Consider the following 15759-nt stretch of genomic DNA (forward strand, 5'->3'; position numbering starts at 1 on the left):
AGCCTGAACTCGAGGGGGCCTTCGCCTCACCTTCGCCAGAACAGGTGGTGCGTCACGCCGCTCGGGCTGGGCACGACCTCCAGGTGGAACCGGTCGAGCAGCTCATCGGGGGACTCCCAGAGGCGTAGTCCCGACCCGAGCCTTACCGGTGAGACCGCCACATGCATGGTGTCGACGAGGCCGGCATCGAGGAACTGTCGGATGGTGGTGACCCCGCCGCCAAGTCGGACATCCTTGCCCTGCGCCGCCTCCCGCGCCCGTTCGAGGACCGTGGCCGGGTCGCCGTCGACGAAGTGGAACGTGGTGTCGGAGAGCGTGAACGACGGACGCGTGTGGCGGGTCATGACGAACACCGGCGTGCGGAACGGGGGCTCCTGACCCCACCAGCCGCGCCAATCATGGTCCCGCCATGGCCCACGCTGCGGCCCGAACTTGTTGCGGCCCATGATCTCGGCACCGATGTTGCGCGCGAAGTCTCGCGTGAAGTAATCGTCCAGGCCCCGGCTCCCCCCGGGATCCGTGCGCATGGGCCAGCTCGCCGTGGCTCCGGCCCAGGCAAACAGCCTCTCGGGACGGTCGCATCCGAACGGCCGCTCGAGACTCTGATCCTCACCGGCACCGATTCCGTCACTCGAGACGTTGAAGTTCATCACTCTCAGCAGTTGATCCATGTCTGTCCTCGTCAGGTCCGTCGTCATCGTGCAGCGAAGCGCCGCACACCATGACGTCGAACGGGACGTGGCCGGATCGACAGCGGTCCGCAACTTTTTCCAAGGCGTGCGAGGAAGCGGCCACAGCGGCGGCGTGAACGTCATGGACCCGGAGGGCATCGCGGTGCCCCGGGCGGCCACCGCGACGACTCACGTGCGTCGCAATGGACGTCACCGCCCGTCCGACCGATCCAACCGCTAACCCGGCGAACCTTGCCGGCCGGAGCACTATTCGAGGATGCCGAGGGCGGTGTCCGGCCTGCAGTGAGGGCAGGCCCGTACCTGGCGCCGCAGTGCGTCAAGGGCCTGCTGTCGGGTCGCCGGGCGACACCGTCCGCTCTTGGCGGCCGCCCAGCAGTCGCCGGTGTGCATGGCATCGATGTTGCTGCGGTTGAGCCCGTACTGGATCAGCCACTCCGGCTGCGACGGCCGGCGCTCCTCACCCCGCCGCCGCTAGTGCTCCCGGCGCTCCTCGTCGGCGATCCACCGGTCGATCAGGGCGAGCTGCCGCGCGGTCTGCTGCTCGACGACGCGGCGGGCGAACCGCAGCATGTCCAGATCGAGGTCGGCTGGTTCACCTGCCCGCTCCTCTGTGCTGTGCCGTGTGTCCGCTTGCCGAAGAATTCGAACAAGTGCTCCAATCTCAGTATGCACCGTGTAGAGCACCTCACCGATACCCAGGAGCGCGTCCTGCGCTGTATCCGACAGGCGATCGCCGACCGTGGCGAGGCGCCGACGGTGCAGGAGATCGGGGAGGCCGTCGGCATGAGCAGCCGGTCCAGCGTCCACTACCAACTGGTCGAGCTGGAGACGCAGCAGGCGATCGTCCGGGAGCCGGGCCGGGCGAGAGGCATCCGGCTCGCATGACCGGTCCGGGGCGCTACCACCTGCTGCACACCATCGGCGGGCGACCGGCGCAGCACGGTTGGTGGGGGAACGAGAAGGTCGCTCGCGAGAAATACGGCGACTGCGTCGGCCTGCACCGCGCGCCCGGCGCCCGCATCACCCTGACCGACGAGGAGACCGGAACCGTGTTGACGACCTGGCCCGACGAGCAGTGAGCGTCTGCCATCCTGGCCAGGATCACGGAGGCGACGCCATGGCCCACCGCCCGTACCCCAACCGCGAGCGCGCGCGGAAGCAGATCGAACGGCGCTGCTTCGAAGTGGGCCCCGCCGTCCCGCCGCGACCGCTGACGCAGTTCGAGCGGCAACTCCTCGACGGCACGGCCACCATCGTGAAGACCGTCGAGCCCATGACGGCCGCCCTGCACCAGATCGCGCCGCCGGCCGGCGAGTAGCGTCTCTCGACACGCTGACCCACCGCCGCGCCGGCCTATTCGGCGGGGTCCTCCGTGGCGTGCCGGACCGCCCGCTTCACGGCCTGCTCCAGCTCGTAGCGATTCTCCCCGGACGCCTCGGCGTGCGCGGTGACGGCCCCCTGCGCGGCCTCGGCCGCCCTGAGCCAACGCGCCCACTGCAGGTTGTACTCCTCGCCGGCCAGGCCCGCGAGCGCGGCGGGCTCCTGTTCGGCGGATCGTTCAAGCATGATGTGTGTCCTGAACATGGAAGGAAGTTGGATGTAGGAGCAGTTTCCGGAAATGGTGCTGTGTGAGAGATGAAGGTTTTGTGGCCCTTCGAAGCCGCCCTGCGGGGGGAGGCTTCAAACTGCCTCATGCTGCGTTAGCTGAAGACTGTCGTGGTGAGCGATGAGGAAAAGGCGCCGTAGGAGGCGTCAGGTGGGGACCGGAAAGACGAACGCAAGTGAATCGCTGCTGACGTGTCGAAATGGAACCAGACGACATCAAAACCGGGGCGGATCATGAGTTCCGGGATGAGCCTGGCGGGTGCCCGTCTATTGGCCAGGTGGTGTCCGGCATGGAGGCGACGTGAGTCCGGTCTGCGGCTCTCGCATGGAACAGGAGAAGGCAGGCGCTGATACGCCCTGACGCAGGTCGGGGGAGAGGGAGTGCCCCAAGCGGCGGACACCGTAAGGGGTCGAGTACCGATGCGGCGCCTGCTGGCAGACCGGTCCGTAGTAGTGATGAAGCCCCTGTAATGGGGGTGGAGCGAAGGGGCCGGGTCGTTCGTGGCTGAGTTGATCACATCAACCGGGCGAGAGCCCGGGAGGAGTGCGATGGACCAGTTGAAGTCTCAGGTCAAGCCGTTTGATATTTCGAAGTGGGAAGTCAAGGAGGCATGGGAGGAAGTCAAGGCAAATAGGGGCGCATCCGGCGTGGATGGGCAGAGCATCGACGAATTCGAGAAGGACCTGAGGAGCAACCTCTACAAGGTCTGGAATCGCATGTCGTCGGGCTCATACTTTCCGCCACCGGTGCGCGCGGTGGAGATCCCCAAGCCGCATGGAGGTGGCACGAGAATGCTCGGCATTCCCACTGTCGCCGATCGTGTGGCTCAGACCGTGGTTTCCCGGCATCTAGTGAGAAGGGTGGAGACTGTTTTCCACCCGGACAGCTACGGATACCGGCCTGGACGGTCTGCCTTGGATGCGGTGGAAAGGTGCCGGGAGCGTTGCTGGAAGCGGGACTGGGTGGTGGAGTTCGACATCGCCAAGTTCTTCGACAGCGTGCCCTGGGACCTGCTGGTCAAGGCGGTGGAGGCTCACACTAATGCCGTATGGGTGAAGTTGTACGTGCGCCGGTGGCTCACCGCCCCGCTCGTCATGCCCGACGGCTCCCTGCTGGAACGGGACCGCGGGACCCCGCAAGGGGCCCCGGTGTCTCCCGTCCTGGCGAACCTGTTCCTGCACTACGCGTTCGACGCCTGGATGGCACGGGAGTTCCCGGGCATCTGGTTCGAGCGCTATGCGGACGACGCGGTACTGCACTGCGTCACCGAGCGCCAGGCCCGGCAGGTGCTGGCCTCGCTCAGGGACAGGTTGGTCGAGGTCGGGTTGCAGCTGCACCCGGACAAGACCCGGATCGTCTACTGCAAGGACTCGTACCGGCGCGGCTCCTATGAGCACACGTCGTTCACGTTCCTCGGGTACACGTTCCGGCCCAGGAAGAACCGGAATCGGCACGGCAAGCAGTTCCTGTCGTTCGAGCCGGCCATCAGCAGGCAGGCCCTGACCCGGATCGGTCGGGAAGTGCGTTCGTGGCAACTGCACATCCACACCGGAAGTTCCTTCACAGACCTCGCCCGCAGGATCAACCCTGTGGTCGGGGGCTGGATCAACTACTACGGACGATTCCGCCCGTGGGAGCTGATCGCCTTCCTGATGCGCATCAACGCCTACCTGGTGCGTTGGATCCGCCGGAAGTACAAACGGCTCGCAGGCTACCGCAAAGCGCTCGCGAAGCTCGGGGAGATCGCGCAGCGGTACCCACGCATGTTCGCGCATTGGCGCCTGACCGCTGTCGCCTGCTTGATCTGATGGTCAGAACGACAAGAGCCGTGTAACGGGAGACTTTTACGCACGGTTCCGTGAGAGCCGAGGGGTGAGATCCCCCTCGGCTACTCGATCAACTCATCGGGAACCTCTGCCACGGGCGGATCCTAGACGGCGGTCACGGCAGTCCGGCTCTCGGGGCCACCGGCCGATCGGGTAGAGCCGCGCTCGGCCTGGAGGCCGGTGTTCGTGCCGGGCCGCGGCCGATGTCGGTCAAGCCTGTGAGGCGTACGAAGAGGGTCCACCGGCGAGGCTGCCGCTCCGGCCCGCCGTCACCGCGGAGCACGATGTGGTCCTGGACCGAGCACCATCCCTGGATTCGCTACGCCAACAGCTACTCATCTGCGCCTTCCCCGCTCGCTGTGCACCGCGGCACCGGAACCCCCGCTTCACTGTGCAACTTGCCACTCCACACGATGCGTCGCCGGTCCTAGATTGAGTTCGAACGCAAACCGCACCCCTTCCCAACCAGCGTCACCTACGAAGTCGTGCCCCTGACATATGGTCCGGGAGCGGGTGTGCGGGGTCGTGCGGGAAACGGAACTTCACCAAGCCGACTCGGGCAGCCTGGTCTTGTCGCTTCGCGCAAGGCTGGCCCCAGCGGCGCAGCGACCGCTCGAAATGTCAGGGGAACGTCAAGCCAGCGTCATTCCCCGGCTGACCGTGCACAGGCAAGCTGGCACACGAATCCAACGGCCCGACCGCGGGCCGCTGTCCACAACTCCCCGGCATCCATTCCAGGACTCCGGGGTCGACCGTAGGGGGAAACATGCCCGGAGGTATCACCAAGGCCGCCGTCGCGGCCGTCATCGCCGCAGCCGCAGCCGTCGCCAGCACCACGAGCGCGCAGGCCACCCCGCTCCCCTATCCGGTCACGGACCAGGTTTCGACCGGCAGTCACGTCGGTGTCTATTCGCAGCCCTACGACACGCCTGCCAACAACCTCGGCTACACCCCCCTGAGTAAGGGGGACTATCTGATGATCGACTGCTGGATCGCCGGCGGCCAAGTCGGCAACGCCGGCGACGTGTGGTACCGCACGTGGCAGGTCGAGTACGCCAACGGTTCCAGCTGGGCCACCGTTACCGACCCTTGGTGGACCTTCGCTCCTTATGTCGACGGCGCCCTCTACTTCCACAACAACATCGTGCCGCCGTGCTGACCTGGTCCAGCCGTCCGGACCTTGGTGTGTGAGGGGCTGGACGGCCGCGGTCGGGCTGCGGCGCCGGAGCACACGGCTGGTTGGCCCGGCCCCCAGCGTTCTCGCGCTCTTGTCCGCGGTGCCGGTCTGGGCATCAGGAGAGGTGAGAGGGGTTCGCGTCAGCGCGGCCGCCCGTGCCGAGGGTCCGCCGGGATGCCGGGGGTGCCGCCGGGTGAGTGCCGAGGACTCCACGGGCCCGCAGCTGGTCGAGGCCGGGCAGCCGGATCCCGGGGAGGGTGTCGAGGAGGTCGGCCTGGGCGGCGCGGATGTTCTGCGGGGCCTGGGGACCGGCGCCAAGGGCGCGGCGGGCTGTCACGCGATCATCGTACGGGCGGTGATGGGCCGCCTGCGCCCGTGTCCGTGCATACGTCCTCGTCCGTTCCGCCAGCGCGTTTTCTCACCCGTTCGGGGCGGTGGAAACGCCGGGAGGGAAAACGTTTGGCGAGGGCGTGCTCAGATGTGCCCGCGGGAAGCGTTCGGGACGGATATCCCCAGGTGGATCGACCAACAAGGGAAAGAGCGTCGGCCCGGGCACCAGGGGTGTGATGTCTGGTGTCCGGGCCGGTGGTGCGCGCATGGTGCGTGGGTTGTCGGACAATGAGATGGGAGTACCCCGGCCCGATTCCGGCGGGCCGGGGCCCCGTGTTGGGCTGCTCGGCTCCGGGGTCAGTCCCGGCCGCCCTCGCCGCCCTCGCCGCCCCGGCCGCCCTCACCGCGGTCACCGCGGTCGTCGTGGTCGCAGACCACGCGGAAGCTGGCGATGACTCCGTTCTTGACCTTCACGCCGTCCTCGCCCTTCTCGTGGCGCTCGCCCTTCTCCTCGTGCTTGCCGTTCTCCTCGTGCTTGCCGTTCTCGTCGTGCTTGCCGTTCTCGTGGTGCTCGCGCTCCTCGCAGTTCTCGTTCTCGTTCCCGTTCTTCTTCTCGTCCTCGTCCTTGATCGTCGGGCAGACGCCGTCGGAGGAGCTCCAGGGGCCGACGGTGGCGATGGGTGCGCCGTTGTCGCAGACGGCTCCGCGGAAGACCTCGAGGCGCTTGTGGCTCTCGTTGCGGATGTTGAGGGTCTTGGCGCCCAGGCCGCTGACGACGGTGATGCAGTCGCCGGGATGGGCGGAGTAGGACCGCTCGTTGATCTCGATCCGGCCTCTGTCCTCGTGGCGCCGGCCTTCCTCGCGTCGGCCTTCACCCCGGCCTTCGTTGCCCTTTCCTTCGTTGCCCTTGCCCTGTCCTTGGTTGTTGTTGGCCTTGTTCTGTCCGGAGTCGCCGCCGAAGGGTGCTGCCGAGGCGGCAGCCGGGACGGCCTGGGGTGCCGGGGCGGAGGCCGCCGAGGCGTAGGCGATGCCGGTCACGACGAGCGCCGCGGCGGACGAGAGACCTGCGGTCACCATGGTGGAACGAGCGAGCTTCATGTCGCTTCTCCTGTCTGGATATCTCGGAGATGTCGGCTCGTCAGCCGACTGCGACCAAAAGTACTCATAGCTGTCATATCGGGTCATATCGAAAGCTGTGCGGCAGGGGGCCGACCGGGGTATATACGGCCCTGCCTGGCGCACCGTCAGAATGTGAAGCGGCTCGAAGACCAGGCAGATTGAATGACCATTAGCCCTCACGGATGAACTGCTGACGCCTGCTCACCCTCCGCTGGCTGCGTGTCGCTACGAAAGCCATGACTGATCCGTGTTAGGGCGCGTATCGAGTCGTGATCAATCTGCGGGATTCTCTCGCGGCGGGGTCTGGTCCGGTAGAACTTCTTGCGTGACGCGAGTGCAACTGACGGACGCAGAGTGGGAGTTCATCGGGCCGTAGCTGCCGATCGGCGAGTACGGCCCGTACCCCGAGCGGCTGCGGCAGCAGTTCGAGGGTGTGATCTGGCGGTTCAAGACCGGCGGGCAGTGGCGGGAGATGCCGCAGGAGTTCGGCGCCTGGTCGACCGTGCACAACCGCTTCCGGCAGTGGCGCGACGCCAGCGTCTTCGAGGCCCTGCTGGAGGGCCTGATCGAGGAAGCGGCGAAGCGGGGTGAGGTGGACCTGTCCCTGGTCAGTATCGACTCCACCACCGTGCGGGCACACCACGATGCCGCCGGGATGCACCTGGGCGAGGACGTCGTCACTGCGTTGGAGAAGGCTGCCGCCGAGGAGGAGAAGGCCAGGTCAAAGGGGGCAGCCTCGAAGAACAAAGCGGGCAGGACGTCACAGCAGATCCCGAGCGGGAGGAGCCACGACGCATCCGGCGTCGGCGAAGGGTCCGCCTGAAGGCCGCTCTCCTCGGACGCTCCAAGGGCGGGCAGACCAGCAAGGTCCATCTGGCCGCCGACCGCACGTGCCGCCCGCTGGCGTTCGTGCTGACCGCGGGCCAGGCAGCGGACAGTCCACAGTTCATCCCGGTGCTCAAGAAGTTACGGGTCCGCGGCCCCTTCGGCCGCCCCCGAACCCGCCCGGACGCGGTCGCCGGAGACAAGGCCTACTCGTCCCGCGGCAACCGGGCCCACCTGCGTCAACGCGGCATCAAGGCAGTGATCCCGGAGAAGAAGGACCAGGCCGCCAACCGGAAGAAGAAGGGCTCCGGCGGCGGTCGGCCCGTCAGCCACGACGCCGTCCTCTACAAGGAGAGGAACACCGTCGAGCGCCTGATCAACAAGCTCAAGGCCTGGCGAAGCATAGCCACCCGATACGACAAGACCCCGGACAGCTACCTCGCCTGCCTCCACCTACGAGCCTCGATGATCTGGATCGAAGACCTCACCCGGACCACCAATTGATCACGACTCGATACGAGCCCTAGCCGGTGCGCCGAAACCTTCACGGCCTGGGTCAGGTCGGCCGCCGGGTTCGAAGATCCGTCGCGCGGGCGGCGGACTGGATGTTAGAGGGCAGGGGCAGACCCGGTCACGGGGGGAGACCGAGCCTGCCCCGGCACATCGGCTCCTGTACCTCCTCCGGAGGATGGGCGCCGTGACCCCGTCGGGGGTCACTCTCAACAGCGCGCCGCGCGTCAGGAGTGTCACGGGTGGACCGAGATGGCCGCGAGATCGACACCTTTATGAAGACGTGCACTTGTCGCCATCACGGATTGACTACAAGTCGCGCAAGTGCTGCGCCGACGGCTGTGATGCCGCCCGGAACAACCTCCTCCGTTCCATCCGGAAAGGTGCCCTCTCACACGCCGCCCCTGCTCCCCGCGCGCGGCTCGGCGGGCACGGCGGCCGCGGTAGGCGATCTCGGTGGCCTGGATCGCCTGTTGTGTGGAGTTGCCACCGACTATTTGGGAGGCTGATGTGACGTGCCGTACGCTCCGGGGCGTTGCTCAGCAAGGGGAGACGGAATAGTGCGCAAGGGAGGGCAGGTTCAGCGCGTGTCGGCCGACGATCTGGCACTGGGCACGGCGGTTGCCCAGGCCCAGGACGGCGACGAGGCCGCGTTCGAGGTGCTGTACCGATCGGTCCAGCCGGGCCTGCACGGTTACCTGTGCGGGATCGTAGGGGAGGACGCCGAGGACGTCGCCGCCGCTGCCTGGCGGGAGATCGCCCGCGAACTGCCACGGTTTCGCGGTGACGGGCACGGATTCCGCGGCTGGACGGCGAGCATCGCCCGGCGCCACGCGCGCGGCCACCTGCGGCGGCGCGGCGCATCGCATCGCACGACAGGAAGCTCCTGGCCGCCGCCGGCCATGGATCACCTCGCCCACACCCTGCCCGGAGCCACGCTGCCCACCGAGACGGCCCAGGCCCTGATCGCCCAGCTGCCCCTCGCTCAGGCCGAGGTGGTCCTCCTACGCCATGTCATATGTCTGGACGAGCCCACCATCGCCCGGGTCATGGGCCGGCCCAGCCCTGTCGTACGGCTGCTGGCCCGCCGGGGTACGAGGAGCCTGGCGCGTCTGCTCGGCGCCGGTGATGTGACACATGGTGTCGCGCGGGCGCTGGGGGAACCGACATGAGCACCCATCGAAACGGAGACGGACGGTTGAGCGGCCAGGCCCATCAGCCCGAGATCACCGCAGGTCCCGGCCGCGCGACCGAAGGTGACGGCGCGTGGGACCTGAATGGCATGGCCGAGCGGATCGGTGAGGCCCTGCGCCGTCAGCCCGTGGACGACGGCGCGGAGCAGGCCGCCCTTGCCGCCTTCCGAAGCGCACGCACGGCGAGCGACGCGGCCCTGCGTACCCGGCGTCAGGACGACTGGCGCCCCAGGACACGGAAGCAACGCTGGACGCGCGGCGGCGCCCTTGCCCTCGCGGCGAGCACGCTGCTGGGCGGTATCGCCTTCGCCTCCATCGGCGTGGTGCACAGAGGGCAGCACCCCGCCCACGAGGCAGGCACCAGCCACAGCACGCGTCGGCCTGCCACACCCGCGCCCGGCGAACAGGGCTCCGCGTCCACCGGATCCGGCACGGCACCCACTTCCGCTCCCTCACGCCCCGGGACGGCACAGAACGTCGAGGCGCAGTGCCGTGCCTACGGGAAGGTCAAAGGCCGCGGCCACGCCCTGAAGGCCGCGGCATGGCACTCTCTCGTCCGCGCCGCGGGCGGTGAACAGCAAGTCGCGGCCTACTGCGTGCAGTTGACGGGGACGGCGAACGAGGTCGACCCGACGCCGACGAAGCCGAACAACACAGGGAAGTCCGGGAAGGGCCAGGGCAAGCCGAGCGTCGTGGGCCAAGTCGTGGAAGGGGTGGTCCCACCGGCCCTGGGCGGCACCCGATCCGGTGCGGGCCTGCGCATCATCGACGGGCCCGGACCTGCCACACCGCAAGGGGTCCTCGCACCGCCCGGCTGACCGGGCGGGACGAGGACCGCCGGCCTTTTGCAAGGGTGACGCGTGACGGACCGCAGCGCCGGGCCGGGCGCTGGGACCGCTGGGGTGACGGTTTAGGCGCGGTTTAGGCGGTCTTCGGCGGGGGCCTGTGTCCGGGTCGCCCACGGCATCGAGCACTTCCGCCTCGGATTGAGCGATGCCGCCGCTCGGCGTCGCTTGCAGAGGGGTGAGCCGCTCAGGTCGGGGCCATGCCGGGGGCATGTCGTCGGCCAAGCGGCAGTGCGGTCGGTCAGGCGCAGCAGTCGCACCGGGGCAGCCGGAGGCTTCGGTGCCGAACAAGGCGGTTCACCGAAGGAGCCCGGTGCCCCTGTCTCGTCGCGGAGCTCGCAAACCATCGAGGTGCTGCGCCTGTGTCACATTCTCTGTCCGCGGGTCACGGTGCCATGAAGGGATCGTCGGGAGGCTGCCGCGAGGGTGTCCTGGACCGTCACTGCCCCGGTTCCACCCGTCCGGCTCGACCAGGTGCAGTGCCTGGTCCGCGCGCATGCGTCCCGCCGCCGGATGTGGTGACCTGGTGGTCGACGGGCATCGCGAACATATAGCCGATGCCGGAGCCTTCCAAGAACTCGCGCAACTCCTGGCTCCGTCGGTACACCTCGTCGGTTGTCCACTTCGGTCTGATCCCGGCGCCCGTTTCACCTGCGCGAGGGCGAACGCTGGCTTGGTGGCGAAGTGTGATCCTTGGGGAAACCCGCCGCCATCCGCGCCGGATCGGCGAACCAGTCGGCCTGCACCTACAGGTCCCGGTCGATCAGGGCGTGGCTCTGCTTGGTCGCGGGCGCGTTCGAGCAGGTGGTGCAGGCGATACGGCCGGTCCAGGCCGACTGCCGGGATTGCCGGGGTGGGCATGAGGGTGGTGCTGTGACGGTGTGAGGTCCCGCGAGATCTTGGACAGTTTGGTCCCAGCTGATGTTGGACGTCACCGGTAGATGCTGGACAGCCGCTACTTCCTCGTGCGGGCGACCGCCTTGAACTGCCTGATCGGCTTGTCGCTGTTGCGGGCGTGGGTGGGCAGTTCGACGTCGCCGTCCAGGATGCGGAAGACGGTGTCCTCGATGAGGATGGTCACGGTCTTCCCAGCTTGAGCCCGGCCGATCCGCAGGCGCTGGCCGCCGACCATCACCACGCCGTCCGCAGGCACTTTGCGCTGAGCCCGCAGGGCTTGCGCGGACGGAGGGATGATCGCGGTGCGCGGGCTGCGGGCCCCGCTGATCTGCGCTCGTTGCTCCGGTGGGATGGGCGCGGGCAGCGTCTTCACCACCCGGCCATCGGCGATGACGTGCATCAGCTGGCCGTCGAACCGCAGGGTGACCTGCTGTCCGGCGAGCTGGGCCGCGAGCTTGATGCGCTGCCCACCGAGCCCGACGTCACCGTCCCGGCCGACCAGCCGGTCGACCTCGACCACGAACGGGGAGTGCGGCCCGTTGGGCAGGGCGGGCGTCGCTGGCTCGGGGCCGGCGATTCGCCCGCCGCGCTGCACCAGCGCCTTCAGATCGGCCGCCGTGAACTGGGAGGTGCGAGTGCGGGCGAGTTCGCCGTCGATGAAGACGTGAATGCTGCGCTCGTCGGCCCAGACGGTGGCGGTGCGTCCGCCCAGAGCTGCAGGGAACTTCAGTTGCTGGCCGGAGGGCAGACACAGCCTGCCGATCGGTGAGATGAGCGCCTCGAACTCCACGGCCCTGATGTGGGATTCGTCGACGGGCAACCGCGGTGAGGGCAGCAGCGCGGGCAGCTGCGGCGCCAGCAGCTCGGCCGTCGCAGACGTTGTCTCGTCCTGCGGCTCGGGCAGGTGGACGTCGTGTCGGTCCTGCTGCGGGTCCTTGGCCACGGGGCGGAACACGGCGGCGGGCACGACCATGTTGAGGGACTGGTGCGGTCGGCTGTGGTTGTAGCCGTGCACCCAAGCGTCGATGGCGGCCTGGGCTGTTGCCTGGTCCGCGAACGGACCGACGTGGTCGAGCAGTTCGCGCCGCAGGGACTTATGGAACCTCTCGATCTTCCCGGTGGTGGTCGGTGATCGAGGTTTGGTCAGCCGGGCGGTAATGCCGTTCTCACGGCAGATCCGCTCGAAGAGGACCTCGGCCGGGACCGGCTTGGTGAAGCGGCCGGTGAACTGCTTGCCGTTGTCGGTCAGCACCTCCGAGGGCACCCCGTAGGTGGTCATGGCCTCGGCGAAGGCGGTGCACACGGCGCGGCCGGACGGCTCGGCGACCACCTTGGCGATCACGATGAACCGGGAGTGGTCGTCGATGCCGGTGACCAGCTTGCATTCGCGCCCGCTGGCGAGGAACACCCCGCCCATGAGGTCCATCTGCCACAGCTGCATCGGGGCGTCGCGCTGCCAGCGGCGGTAGACGCGGCGGTGATTCTGCTCCTGGTGGTTGATCAGTCCGTGACGGGTCAGGATCCGGTGCACGGTGGAGCGGCCGGGCACTGGCGCCAGCCCGCGCCGGCCCAGCTCGTGGACGATCCGGCGGGCGCCCCAGCGTGGGTAGGAGCGCCGCAGATCGCAGACCAGCGCCTCGACCTCGGCGGGCACCTGGTGCGGCGAGACGTGCGGACGGCGCGACTTGTTCACCAGCGCGTCCAGCCCGCCGGCGTGGTACCGCTCGATCCAGGTGTACACCGACTGCCGCGACGCACCGAACTGGCGGGCTACCTGCGCGACCGGCGCTCCGTCCAGCACCAGGAGCACCGCCCGGTAACGGTGCTCGGCCATCCACCGCCGGTCGTCCACTGGCTCAGGCTCATGCGTTTCCGTCACGGAAGGACCAACGAGCCACGGTCGTCCAGGATGTGCCGAGACCGTCAAAACTGCCGTGAGACCGTCCAGGATCAACCGGGACGGAACTGTCCAAAAACCCGTGGGACTTCACACTGCGGGGAGAACGACATGGCCGTTGACAACGCCCTCGCCGAGGCCGACATCAAGTGCTGGGCAGACAAGGGTTACCGGGGTGCCGGCGGCACCGTCCGCATCCCATGCTGGGGACGCTGGGAGACCCTCTCCGCAGGCCAGAAAGCGGTGAACCGGTCTCACGCAAAGATCCGGGCACTCGTCGAGCAGGCCATCGCCACCCTCAAGTCCTGGCGACTCCTGCGCAAACTGCGGTGCTCGACCACCCGGATCACCAACCTCGTCCAGGCCGTCCTCACCCTTCATCTGACCAGCTCAGACTGAAGATGGAAAAGGCTCCCTACGTTGTTCCGCGGGATGTGGTGAGCCCCTCGTATGGTTGACCCGCCCAGGGGTGCCGGGTGTGGTTCAAAAGGCTCTGCCGCTTGTGGCTTCCACTGATTGGCCGCCCAGTACCCCACGACGACTCGGCTGCCAATTAGGAATTGCGAATGATCGCTGAGTAGGGAATCGACAGCGAGGTCGTCCGTCGGGAGGCGCCAGCAGCACACCGCACGGAGGCACCACATGGCCATGATCTGGGCCGGCATCGATGCAGGCAAGACCCACCACCACTGCGTCGCGATCGACGAGAGCGGCCGCAGGCTGCTGTCCCGACGCGTCGCCAACGACGAACCCGAACTCCTCGAACTCCTCCGCGATGTCCTGGCCTTGGGCGACGAGGTGACCTGGGGCATTGACCTGGCCGACGGCGGTGCCGCTCTGGCCATCACGCTCCTGTTCAACCACGACCAGCCGGTGCACTACATCTCCGGCCGGGCCATCCACCGTGCCTCCGAGAGCTACCGCGGCGAGGGCAAGACCGACGCCAAGGACGCCGCCGTCATTGCCGACCAAGTCCGCATCCGCCGCGACCTGCATCCCTTACGCGCCGGCGACGAGACCGTCACTGATCTCAAGATCCTCACCGGCCGGCGCACGGACCTCGTCGCCGACCGCACCCGCATCGTTAACCGGCTCCGCGCCCAGCTCACCGGTATTTTCCCTGGTCTGGAGCGGGCACTGGACCTGACCAACACCGGTCCGCTTGTGCTGCTGACCGGCTACCAGACTCCGGCCGCCATTCGGCGGATCGGGGTCAAACGGCTGGAGACCTGGCTCCGCAATCGCAGGGTCCTTCGCGCTGACCGGCTCGCCGAGACAGCCGTCGAGGCCGCCGAACGCCAGCACACCAGCCTGCCCGGAGAGAAACTGACCGCCCAGCTCGTGCACACGCTGGCGGCGGAGGTGATGGCCCTCAACCAGCAGGTCGCCGAGCTCGACAAGCTCATCGAGGCCCGGTTTCGCGACCACCGGCACTTCGAGGTGATCACCAGCATGCCCGGCCTGGGCGTGATCCTCGGTGCCGAGTTCCTGGCCGCGACCGGCGGCGACCTGAGTCTGTTCGGCTCTCCTGACCGCCTCGCCGGCTTCGGCGGCGTTGCTCCCGTTCCCCGCGACTCCGGGAAGATCAGCGGCAACCTCCGCCGCCCACGCCGCTACAACCGCCGACTCCAACGAGTCCTCTACATCTCCGCATTGTTCAGCATCCGAAGCTGCGAGGACTCCCGCCGGTTCTACGAACGCAAACGCTCCGAGGGTAAGCGTCACATCCAGGCCGTCCTGGCCCTGGCCCGCCGCCGCGTCAACGTCCTCTGGGCACTCCTACGCGACGGACGGACCTACGAGGCCGCGCCACCCACCACCCTCGCCGCTTGACAGACAGCATTAGGAATCACTGAGTGCACTCGATGCCGTGGTGCGCACCGACGATGCACCGCATAGTGATTGCAGCATTTCGGCTCATCCAGAGTGCAAGCGTTGGTGCGGATTTCTGCCATGGTTCGCGTGTGCTCGGCGAGTTCCGTTTCTTTGGGCGAGCGTATGGGGCACATGGTGTCCCTCCGATTCCGCTTACCTTTCTGCAGGCGTCGTCTCTTCGCCATGTCGGGGCTTATGCTCTTGCGTCTGCTGCTGCGTGTGGGCATAGAGTGACGGGCCGCTCTCGGTCAGTTGGGGAACTGCCAGCCCGTGTCATCCGGGCGGGACGGGAGTGGACGACCAACACACGCTCAGCACAACGGGGACCACAAGCACGCCCGTGCCGCCACGGGCGAGGCCCCCTTGTGCTTTCAATATGGGGGAATGACGTCATGCGCAAGTGGCTGCCTGCTCTTGCCGTGTCCACAGCTTTCGTCTCTTCGGTTCTGTTAGCTCCACAAGCCCTGGCCCAGGACTCGAAGCCGGTTCCCGAGAAGGTGCCCGGCACCAACGTGGAGTATGCACCGGGCGCGGCGCGGGATCCGCAGACGCGTGCCCTCGCGGCGGCCAACCCTGCAGCGGTACAAGCCGGCGGTTTGTTGTGCGGGAGCGGATACAAGCTGGCTTTGGTGAATCCGCTTCCGGACTCCCGCCGGTTCGGGACCCTCTTCACATACACCAAGTTTGGGCCGGGCGGGGCGAACGGGGCATGCGCCCTGTTCGACAACAACCTCGGTGCCAAGAAGCACATGAAGCTGAAGCTGTGCGGGACGACGTGCCAGGTCGATGAAGGCTGGTTCTCTGACTACGCGGGTCCGGTCAAGGTCGAGGGCGACTTCGATCCCGGCTGCGCCGTGGTGAACGCCCTGATGTGGGAGGGCGATGTTGCGATCATCGACCGGCAGACGGACGTCTTTGGCTGCGACTGACCGTCACCCGTACCCGTCCCTCTCCGTCCCCGAGGTGC

Annotated in this window: 15 protein-coding genes and 2 pseudogenes; 11 read left to right on the forward strand and 6 right to left on the reverse strand. The window is 67.7% G+C overall.

Annotated features, from left to right (window positions below; translation table 11 throughout):
- Positions 1-26 precede the first annotated feature (26 nt).
- Together GQF42_RS44460 and GQF42_RS47465 are read right to left on the reverse strand one after the other, a co-directional pair.
- Positions 27-671, reverse strand: coding sequence for a dihydrofolate reductase family protein (locus GQF42_RS44460; protein ID WP_158929535.1), 645 nt, complete (start codon positions 669-671; stop codon positions 27-29).
- A gap of 267 nt (positions 672-938) precedes the next feature.
- Positions 939-1121 (reverse strand): DUF6233 domain-containing protein, encoded by a 183-nt coding sequence (locus GQF42_RS47465; RefSeq protein ID WP_325100423.1) that lies wholly within the window; start codon positions 1119-1121, stop codon positions 939-941.
- Positions 1122-1358: 237 nt separating this feature from the next.
- Here GQF42_RS47465 and GQF42_RS44470 point away from each other — a divergent pair, with 237 nt between their 5' ends.
- Genes GQF42_RS44470 through GQF42_RS44480 form a run of 3 tightly spaced genes read left to right on the forward strand, consistent with a single transcriptional unit; the run spans position 1359 to position 2010 of the window.
- Positions 1359-1577 carry a LexA family protein gene (locus GQF42_RS44470; RefSeq protein WP_158929537.1) on the forward strand — a complete coding sequence of 73 codons (219 nt, stop codon included), beginning with the start codon at positions 1359-1361 and terminating at the stop codon, positions 1575-1577.
- Positions 1574-1771, forward strand: a complete 198-nt coding sequence (locus GQF42_RS44475; protein WP_158929539.1) for a hypothetical protein — start codon at positions 1574-1576, stop codon at positions 1769-1771. The genes GQF42_RS44470 and GQF42_RS44475 overlap by 4 nt, the downstream gene beginning before the upstream one ends.
- Before the next feature lie 38 nt (positions 1772-1809).
- Positions 1810-2010 (forward strand): hypothetical protein, encoded by a 201-nt coding sequence (locus GQF42_RS44480; RefSeq protein ID WP_158929541.1) that lies wholly within the window; start codon positions 1810-1812, stop codon positions 2008-2010.
- Between the two features lie 35 nt (positions 2011-2045).
- Here the strand turns inward: GQF42_RS44480 and GQF42_RS44485 are convergent, their stop codons facing one another.
- Positions 2046-2258, reverse strand: a complete 213-nt coding sequence (locus tag GQF42_RS44485; protein WP_233273721.1) for a hypothetical protein — start codon at positions 2256-2258, stop codon at positions 2046-2048.
- Between the two features lie 588 nt (positions 2259-2846).
- On the opposite strand from GQF42_RS44485, the gene ltrA reads away from it, so the two are divergent.
- Together ltrA and GQF42_RS44495 are read left to right on the forward strand one after the other, a co-directional pair.
- Entirely contained in the window at positions 2847-4106 is a 1260-nt protein-coding gene (ltrA, locus tag GQF42_RS44490) for a group II intron reverse transcriptase/maturase (RefSeq protein ID WP_158929545.1), read from the forward strand.
- 784 nt (positions 4107-4890) lie between these two features.
- The gene (locus tag GQF42_RS44495; protein ID WP_158929547.1) at positions 4891-5283 is read left to right on the forward strand and encodes a hypothetical protein; all 393 of its coding nucleotides are present in this window, start codon (positions 4891-4893) and stop codon (positions 5281-5283) included.
- Positions 5284-5416: 133 nt separating this feature from the next.
- On the opposite strand, the gene GQF42_RS44500 is transcribed toward GQF42_RS44495, so the two are convergent.
- Both GQF42_RS44500 and GQF42_RS44505 read right to left on the reverse strand, forming a co-directional pair.
- Positions 5417-5638 carry a hypothetical protein gene (locus GQF42_RS44500; RefSeq protein ID WP_158929549.1) on the reverse strand — a complete coding sequence of 74 codons (222 nt, stop codon included), beginning with the start codon at positions 5636-5638 and terminating at the stop codon, positions 5417-5419.
- A gap of 350 nt (positions 5639-5988) precedes the next feature.
- Positions 5989-6729, reverse strand: a complete 741-nt coding sequence (locus tag GQF42_RS44505; protein ID WP_158929551.1) for a hypothetical protein — start codon at positions 6727-6729, stop codon at positions 5989-5991.
- A gap of 397 nt (positions 6730-7126) precedes the next feature.
- Here GQF42_RS44505 and GQF42_RS44510 point away from each other — a divergent pair.
- From GQF42_RS44510 to GQF42_RS44520, 3 genes and pseudogenes are all read left to right on the forward strand, one after another.
- Positions 7127-8079 (forward strand): annotated as a pseudogene (locus GQF42_RS44510) (IS5 family transposase).
- Between the two features lie 593 nt (positions 8080-8672).
- Complete coding sequence (locus GQF42_RS44515) at positions 8673-9257, forward strand: RNA polymerase sigma factor (RefSeq protein WP_407699523.1); 585 nt, start codon at positions 8673-8675, stop codon at positions 9255-9257.
- Entirely contained in the window at positions 9254-10096 is an 843-nt protein-coding gene (locus tag GQF42_RS44520) for a hypothetical protein (RefSeq protein WP_158929555.1), read from the forward strand. The genes GQF42_RS44515 and GQF42_RS44520 overlap by 4 nt, the downstream gene beginning before the upstream one ends.
- A gap of 982 nt (positions 10097-11078) precedes the next feature.
- Here the strand turns inward: GQF42_RS44520 and GQF42_RS44525 are convergent.
- Positions 11079-12854, reverse strand: a complete 1776-nt coding sequence (locus GQF42_RS44525) for an IS481 family transposase (RefSeq protein WP_158931343.1) — start codon at positions 12852-12854, stop codon at positions 11079-11081.
- Positions 12855-13040: 186 nt separating this feature from the next.
- Between GQF42_RS44525 and GQF42_RS44530 the strand changes: the two are divergent.
- The 3 genes and pseudogenes from GQF42_RS44530 to GQF42_RS44540 all read left to right on the forward strand — a co-directional run.
- Positions 13041-13316, forward strand: a pseudogene (locus tag GQF42_RS44530) (transposase family protein); the annotation flags it as partial.
- Between the two features lie 243 nt (positions 13317-13559).
- Positions 13560-14750, forward strand: a complete 1191-nt coding sequence (locus tag GQF42_RS44535) for an IS110 family RNA-guided transposase (RefSeq protein ID WP_158929557.1) — start codon at positions 13560-13562, stop codon at positions 14748-14750.
- Positions 14751-15184: 434 nt separating this feature from the next.
- Positions 15185-15721, forward strand: a complete 537-nt coding sequence (locus tag GQF42_RS44540; protein WP_158929559.1) for a hypothetical protein — start codon at positions 15185-15187, stop codon at positions 15719-15721.
- Positions 15722-15759 lie beyond the last annotated feature (38 nt).

It is taken from the genome of Streptomyces broussonetiae (assembly GCF_009796285.1).
Classification (GTDB): Bacteria; Actinomycetota; Actinomycetes; order Streptomycetales; family Streptomycetaceae; genus Streptomyces; species Streptomyces broussonetiae.

Excerpts from the sequence above, each read along its gene's own strand:
- GQF42_RS44460 (WP_158929535.1), bottom strand. The coding sequence starts at position 671 with ATGGATCAACTGCTGAGAGTGATGAACTTCAACGTCTCGAGTGACGGA.
- GQF42_RS44470 (WP_158929537.1), top strand. The coding sequence starts at position 1,359 with ATGCACCGTGTAGAGCACCTCACCGATACCCAGGAGCGCGTCCTGCGC.
- GQF42_RS44475 (WP_158929539.1), top strand. The coding sequence starts at position 1,574 with ATGACCGGTCCGGGGCGCTACCACCTGCTGCACACCATCGGCGGGCGA.
- GQF42_RS44480 (WP_158929541.1), top strand. The coding sequence starts at position 1,810 with ATGGCCCACCGCCCGTACCCCAACCGCGAGCGCGCGCGGAAGCAGATC.
- GQF42_RS44485 (WP_233273721.1), bottom strand. The coding sequence starts at position 2,258 with ATGCTTGAACGATCCGCCGAACAGGAGCCCGCCGCGCTCGCGGGCCTG.
- ltrA (WP_158929545.1), top strand. The coding sequence starts at position 2,847 with ATGGACCAGTTGAAGTCTCAGGTCAAGCCGTTTGATATTTCGAAGTGG.
- GQF42_RS44495 (WP_158929547.1), top strand. The coding sequence starts at position 4,891 with ATGCCCGGAGGTATCACCAAGGCCGCCGTCGCGGCCGTCATCGCCGCA.
- GQF42_RS44505 (WP_158929551.1), bottom strand. The coding sequence starts at position 6,729 with ATGAAGCTCGCTCGTTCCACCATGGTGACCGCAGGTCTCTCGTCCGCC.
- GQF42_RS44520 (WP_158929555.1), top strand. The coding sequence starts at position 9,254 with ATGAGCACCCATCGAAACGGAGACGGACGGTTGAGCGGCCAGGCCCAT.
- GQF42_RS44525 (WP_158931343.1), bottom strand. The coding sequence starts at position 12,854 with ATGGCCGAGCACCGTTACCGGGCGGTGCTCCTGGTGCTGGACGGAGCG.
- GQF42_RS44535 (WP_158929557.1), top strand. The coding sequence starts at position 13,560 with ATGGCCATGATCTGGGCCGGCATCGATGCAGGCAAGACCCACCACCAC.
- GQF42_RS44540 (WP_158929559.1), top strand. The coding sequence starts at position 15,185 with ATGCGCAAGTGGCTGCCTGCTCTTGCCGTGTCCACAGCTTTCGTCTCT.